The 6,118-nt window shown below is 73.4% G+C and carries 5 protein-coding genes, 1 tRNA gene and 1 pseudogene; 5 read left to right on the top strand and 2 right to left on the bottom strand.

Going from position 1 to position 6,118, the window contains the following annotated elements:
- The 5 genes and pseudogenes from selA to NON00_RS06180 form a co-directional block, all read left to right on the top strand.
- The coding region (gene selA / locus NON00_RS06200) for an L-seryl-tRNA(Sec) selenium transferase (RefSeq protein WP_256018593.1) at positions 1–1,253 on the top strand (1,253 nt) is incomplete at its 5' end.
- A complete protein-coding gene (locus NON00_RS06195) occupies positions 1,240–2,040 on the top strand; it encodes a tetratricopeptide repeat protein (RefSeq protein WP_256018590.1) in 801 nt (266 codons plus the stop codon). The genes selA and NON00_RS06195, both read left to right, overlap by 14 nt.
- Positions 2,037–3,860, top strand: a pseudogene (selB, locus tag NON00_RS06190) (selenocysteine-specific translation elongation factor); the annotation flags it as partial. The gene NON00_RS06195 and the pseudogene selB, both read left to right, overlap by 4 nt.
- Before the next feature lie 102 nt (positions 3,861–3,962).
- Positions 3,963–4,058 (top strand) — tRNA-Sec (locus NON00_RS06185).
- Positions 4,059–4,072: 14 nt separating this feature from the next.
- Positions 4,073–4,453, top strand: a complete 381-nt coding sequence (locus NON00_RS06180) for a hypothetical protein (protein WP_256018587.1) — start codon at positions 4,073–4,075, stop codon at positions 4,451–4,453.
- A 124-nt stretch (positions 4,454–4,577) separates the two neighbouring features.
- Here the strand turns inward: NON00_RS06180 and NON00_RS06175 are convergent, their stop codons facing one another.
- Both NON00_RS06175 and selD read right to left on the bottom strand, forming a co-directional pair.
- Positions 4,578–4,892 (bottom strand): hypothetical protein, encoded by a 315-nt coding sequence (locus NON00_RS06175; RefSeq protein ID WP_256018584.1) that lies wholly within the window; start codon positions 4,890–4,892, stop codon positions 4,578–4,580.
- Between the two features lie 56 nt (positions 4,893–4,948).
- Positions 4,949–5,995 (bottom strand): selenide, water dikinase SelD, encoded by a 1,047-nt coding sequence (gene selD, locus NON00_RS06170; RefSeq protein WP_256018581.1) that lies wholly within the window; start codon positions 5,993–5,995, stop codon positions 4,949–4,951.
- Positions 5,996–6,118: the final 123 nt, after the last annotated feature.

Here is a 6,118-nt window from a genome sequence, read left to right as displayed (position 1 = left end):
CCGGCCCGCTGCCGCCCGCCCTGCCGCAGCCCGCCGCCATCGCCGCCGCCGCCGCCACCCGGCTGGAGCGGCGGGACCGCTCGGCGCTGCGCCCGCTCTTCAACCTGACGGGCACGGTGCTGCACACCAATCTGGGCCGCGCCCTGCTGGCGGAAGCCGCCATCGAGGCCGCGACCGCCGCCATGCGCGAGACCATCGCCCTGGAATTCGACCTCGCCAGCGGCCGGCGTGGCGAGCGCGATGCCCATCTGCGCGCCCTGCTCTGTGAGCTGACGGGGGCGGAGGATGCCACCCTCGTCAACAACAACGCCGCCGCCGTGCTTCTCGCCCTCAACACGCTGGGCGCGGGGCGGGAGGCCATCGTCTCCCGCGGCGAGCTGATCGAGATCGGCGGCGCCTTCCGCATGCCGGACATCATGGCGCGGGCGGGGGTGGCGCTGGTCGAGGTCGGCACCACCAACCGCACCCATGCGCGTGACTACCGCGCCGCCATCGGCCCCGGCACCGGGCTGCTGCTGAAGGTTCACACCTCCAACTACCGCATCGAGGGCTTCACCAGTGAGGTGCCCAATGCCGAGCTGGCCGCCATGGCGCGCGAGGCGAAGGTGCCGCTGCTGAACGATCTCGGCTCCGGCACGCTGGTCGATCTCGCGCGCTGGGGCCTGGCGCCCGAGCCCACGGTGCGGCAGGCGGTGGAGGAGGGGGCGGACCTCGTCACCTTCTCCGGCGACAAGCTGCTGGGCGGGCCGCAGGCGGGCTTCCTGGTCGGGCGGCGCGACCTCATCGCCGCCATCAACCGCAACCCGATGAAGCGCGCCCTGCGGGTGGACAAGATCCGCCTTGCCGCGCTGGAAGCCACGCTGAAACTCTACCGCGACCCGGACCGGCTGGCGGCGCGCCTGCCCACGCTGCGCCTGCTGGCGCGGCAGGAGGCGGAGATCGCCGCCCAGGCCCGCCGCCTACTGCCCGCCCTGGCGCCGCTGCTGCCCGCCGGCTTCACCGCCGAGGCCGTGCCCTGCCGCAGCCAGATCGGCTCCGGCGCCCTGCCGCTGGACACGCTGCCGAGCTGCGCCCTGCGCCTCTCCGCCGCCAGCGGCCGCGCGCTGGAGGCCCTGGCCGCCGCGCTGCGCGACCTGCCCCGCCCCGTCATCGGCCGGCTGCGCGAGGATGCGCTGCTGCTCGATCTGCGCTGCCTGGAGGATGAGGCGGGCTTCCTGGCCAGCCTCGCGCAATTGCCGCATGCGCTGGCTTGAGCGCCTGCTGCGGCCCGCCGCGCCGCCGCCGGAGCCAGCGCCGGCGCCGGACCCGCTGGAACAGGCCAAGGCCGCCTTCACCGCCGGGGATCATGCCCGCGCCCTCGACCTCTGGTTGCCGCTGGCCCAGGCGGGGGAGCCGCGCGCCCAGAACAATATCGGTGCCTGCTTCGCCGAGGGGCTGGGCGTGCCGCGGGACCCGGCCATGGCGCTGAAATGGCTCACCCTGGCGGCGGAGGCCGGCTATGCCCCCGGCCAGCGCAACCTCGCCGCCCTCTGGCTGAAGGGCGGAGGAGAGATCGAGCCGGACCCGGCCCGCGCCGCCACCCTCTACCGCCAGGCGGCGGAGCAGGGCGATGCCCCGGCCCAGGACATGCTGAGCTGGATGCTGCTGGAAGGCGAGGTGATGCCGAGCGACCCCGCCGAGGCCCGCCGCTGGGCCGAACAGGCCGCCGCCGCCGGCATCGCCCCGGCCATGACGCGGCTCGGCATGCTGTATCACAACGCCCTGGGCGTGGAGCGCGACCCCGCCGAGGCCGCCCGCTGGTGGCGCCAGGGCGCCCTGGCCGGGGATGCCGACGGGCAGGCCATGCTGGGCGCCGCCCACCATCTCGGCACCGGGGTGGCGGCCGATCCGGTGGCCGCCCTGGGCTGGCTGCTGCGCGCCGAGCGCGGCGGCAGCGCCCTGGCCCGCCCCTTCCTCGGCCCGGCGCGGGCGCGGCTGGATGCCGCCGGCCGCGCCGCCGCCGAGGCCCGCGCCGCCGCCCCGCTGGAGGCCGCGCCATGATCATCGGCACCGCCGGCCATATCGACCACGGCAAGACCGCCCTGGTCAAAGCCCTGACGGGGATCGATGCCGACCGCCTGAAGGAGGAGAAGGCGCGCGGCATCACCATCGATCTCGGCTTCGCCTATACCGAGATGGGCGGGCGCATCACCGGCTTCGTCGATGTGCCGGGGCATGAGCGCTTCGTCCACACCATGCTCGCCGGCGCCACGGGCATTGACTTCGCCCTGCTCGTCATCGCCGCCGATGACGGGGTGATGCCGCAGACGCGCGAGCACCTCGCCATTCTCGACCTGCTCGGGCTGCGGCGCGGGCTGGTGGCGCTGACCAAGGCCGACCTCGCCGAGGCCGGGCGCCGCGCCACGGTGAGCGCCGAAATCCGCGCCCTGCTGGCCGGCACGGGGCTGGAGGGCGCGCCCATCCTGCCCGTCTCCGCCCGCACGGGGGAGGGGATCGAGGCCCTGCGCGCCGCCCTGGCCGCCGCCGAGGCCGCCACCCCGCCCCCCGGCACGCGCGGCGCCTTCCGCCTCGCGGTGGATCGCAGCTTCACCCTGGCCGGGGCCGGCACGGTGGTGACGGGAACGGTGCTCTCCGGCGCCGCCGCCCTGGGCGAGACGCTCACCATCGCGCCGCGCGGCCTCACCGCGCGGGTCCGCTCCATCCACGCGCAGAACCGCCCGGCGGAGCGTGCCCTCTCCGGCCAGCGCTGTGCCCTCAACCTGGTGGGCGAGGGCATCGGCAAGGAGGCGGTGGGGCGGGGGGACATGGTGCTCGCCCCCGCCCTGCTGGCCCCGGCGGAGCGCATCGATGCCCTGCTGCGCGTGCTGCCAGGCGAGCCGAAGCCGCTCACCACCTGGTTCTCCGCCCGGCTGCATCACGGCAGCGCCGAGGTCGGCGCCCGCCTCGTGCCGCTGGAGGGCGACCTGCCGCCGGGGGGGGAGGGGCTGGTGCAGCTGGTGCTGGAACGCCCCATCGCCGCCGCGGCGGGGGACCGCTTCATCCTGCGCGATGTCTCGGCCCAGCGCACCATCGGCGGCGGGCACTTCCTCGACCTGCGCGCACCCGCCCGCTATCGCCGCCGGCCGGAGCGCCTCGCGCAGCTGGCCGCGCTGCGCGGGGAGGAGCCGGCCACGGTCTTCGCCGGGCTGCTCGCCGTGCCGCCCTTCCAGGTGGAGCTGACCGGCTTCGCCCGCGACCACGCCCTGACCGCCGCCGAGGGGCAGGCCCTGCTGGCCGCCAGCGGCGCCGTGGCGATCGAGGCGGGCGGGCTGCTCCATGCCTTGGCCCCTGCGAATTGGGAAAAATTCCGCCAGAGCGTGGCCGCCGAATGCGCCCGCTACCACGAGGAATTCCCCGACCAGCAGGGCATCGGGCGGGAGCGCCTGCGCCTGCTGGCCCAGCCCCGCCTGCCCGCCGCCGCCTTCCGCGTCGCCATGGAGCGGCTGGCGGCGGCGGGCGTGGTGGTGCTGGAGGGTTCCTTCCTGCGCCTGCCCGGCCATGAGGTGCGGCTGGACCCGGCGGATGAGGCGCTGTTTGACCGCATCGCGCCGCTGCTGGCCGGCGAGGCCCGCTTCCGCCCGCCCCGTGTGCGTGACATCGCCACGCTCTTCGAGATGGCCGAGGCCGAGATCCGCCGCGTGCTGAAGGCCTGCGCCCGGCTCGGCCGGCTGGACCAGATCGCGCATGATCATTTCTTCCTGCGCGCCACCACGGCGGAAATGGCGGCCCTGGCCCGGGATGTGGCGGCGCGCAGCGCGGATGGCTGGTTCACCGCCGCCCTGTTCCGCGACCGCATGGACAATGGCCGCAAGGTGGCCATCCAGATCCTCGATTTCTTCGATCGCCAGGGCGTGACCTTGCGTCGCGGCGATCTTCGGCGCATGAATCCGCACCGTGCGGACCTCTACGGGTCCGCCGCGGAGGGAAGAGAGGCGTCCCCGGTGGGGCGTCCGGACTTCAAATCCGGGTGGGGCAGCGAGACTGTCCCGGGTGGGTTCGACTCCCATTCTCTTCCGCCAGACACAGCGAGCCCATGACCCCGCCTGCCACCACCGATTTCGACGACTGGATCCTCTCCACCTATGCGGAGACGGAGGGCTTCACCATGCTCTTCGTCCTGCTGCGCATCACTGAGGTGACGGTGGAGCCGCTGCGCGCCGCCTGGCTCCATGTGGTGGGCGATGAGGTGCGCTGGCGCGACATGATGGCGCAGTTCACCGGCGCGGGGGTGGAGTGGTCCGCCGTGGTGTTCTTCCGCGCCGGGCGGGAAGGGCTGGTGCCCGATGCCGAGGCCCGCGCCCGCCTCGGGGCGCTGACCCGCAAGCTCCATGAGGATCGCAGCCTGATCCGTGAGGGCGAGTTCTTCAATCGCGACGGGCTGCGCCTGCAGCTGGAGGAAGTGAAGAAGCACTGAAAGAAGTTCTTTTTTGAAAAAAAGAACCAAAAAACTTTTGTCCGTTCAGCGCCCCGCTGTGCCGGGAGACGGCGGCAGCCTGGAAAAATCTTTTTGCTTCTTTTTCTTTAGAAAAAGAAGAAATTCAACAAATTGGCTTCTCAGGCTCCGCCAGCGGGTCCAGCCCCCGCGCGGTGGGCGGGTGCGCGGTGCGGGAGTCGGGCGTGGCGCCCTGGGGATTGGTGCCGATATGGGACCCGCCCGTGCCGCCGGTCCAGCCGGTGGAGCCGGCATTGCCGGGGGCGGTGCCGTCACGGCTTTCGGGGGCGGGCGGGGTGGCGGGCTCGGCGCGGGTGTCGCGTGGCGGGGTGCGGCAGTCCGGGCGGGGGTCTTCCGCCAGCGCGGGGCCGGCCAGGGCCAGCCCGGCGAGCAGGGGCATGATGAACAGGCGCGGGCGCATTTCGACCTCCTTGGCGTGGAGGGGAAACGCGCCCGTGGCCCGGGCGTTGCCGCGCCTCAGCGCAGGGTGACGCCCGGCTCCCCGGCCTCGGCCGTGCCGATGCGGCGGGCCAGCGGGTAGCCGGCGGCGCGGATGCGCTCCACCAGCCCCTCCGCCGCTTCCGGCGCGCAGGCGATGAGCAGGCCGCCCGAGGTCTGCGGGTCCGTCATCAGCAGGCGGCGCCAGTCCGGGCAGCCCTCCGGCAGGGTGATGGCGCTGCCATAGCTGTCCCAGTTGCGGTGCGAGGCGCCGGTGACATAGCCCTGTTGCGCCAGCGCCTCGGCATGCTGGAGCAGCGGCACGGAGCCGGCCTCGATGACCAGCCGCAGGCCGGAGCCGCGCGCCATTTCCAGCCCGTGGCCCAGCAGGCCGAAGCCCGTCACATCCGTCAGCCCGTGCACCGCCGGGTCCTGCGCCAGATCGGCGCCGACGCGGTTGAGCAGGGTGGTGGAGCCGATCATCTCGGCATAGGCGCCCTCGGGCAGGGCGCCCTTCTTGATGGCGGCGGAATAGAGGCCGACGCCGATGCCCTTGGTGAGGATCAGCGCATCGCCCGCGCGGGCGCCGGTGTTGCGGCGCACCAGTTCCGGCCGCCCCAGCCCGATGACGGCGAGGCCATAGATCGGCTCCGGCGAATCAATGGAATGGCCGCCGGCGACGGGGATGCCGGCCTCGGCGCAGATGGCGGCGCCCCCGGCCAGGATGCGGCGCACCACCTCCGGCTCCAGCTTGCCGAGCGGCATGCCGAGGATGGCGAGGGCCATGATCGGCCGCCCGCCCATCGCGTAGATGTCCGAGAGGGCGTTGGTGGCGGCGATGCGCCCGAAATCCTCCGGATCGTCCACCATCGGCATGAAGAAGTCGGTGGTGGCCATCACGGCCAGATTCTCGTCCACCTGCCAGACGGCGGCATCGTCCGAGGTCTCGGCCCCCACGAGGAGTTGCGCGAAAGGCCCGGCCGAAGGCTGATCCGCCAGAAGCTTTTGCAGCATGGCGGGGGCGAGCTTGCAGCCGCAGCCGCCGCCATGGGCGAGTTCGGTGAGCCGGATGGGTGCTGCGGACATGGCGGTTTCCATTTCTTGTGAGGCAGGGCGCCAGGGGCTCCCGCACCCAGATGGATTTTTTTCTGTAGCCGAAAAGCCTACCCCGCTAAAGGCAGCCCGCTTTCCCGCCCGCCGCAGGGACAC

The organism is Roseomonas sp. GC11 (assembly GCF_024437745.1).
Classification (GTDB): domain Bacteria; phylum Pseudomonadota; class Alphaproteobacteria; order Acetobacterales; family Acetobacteraceae; genus Pseudoroseomonas.
This window is presented reverse-complemented; position numbering and strand designations above follow the sequence as displayed.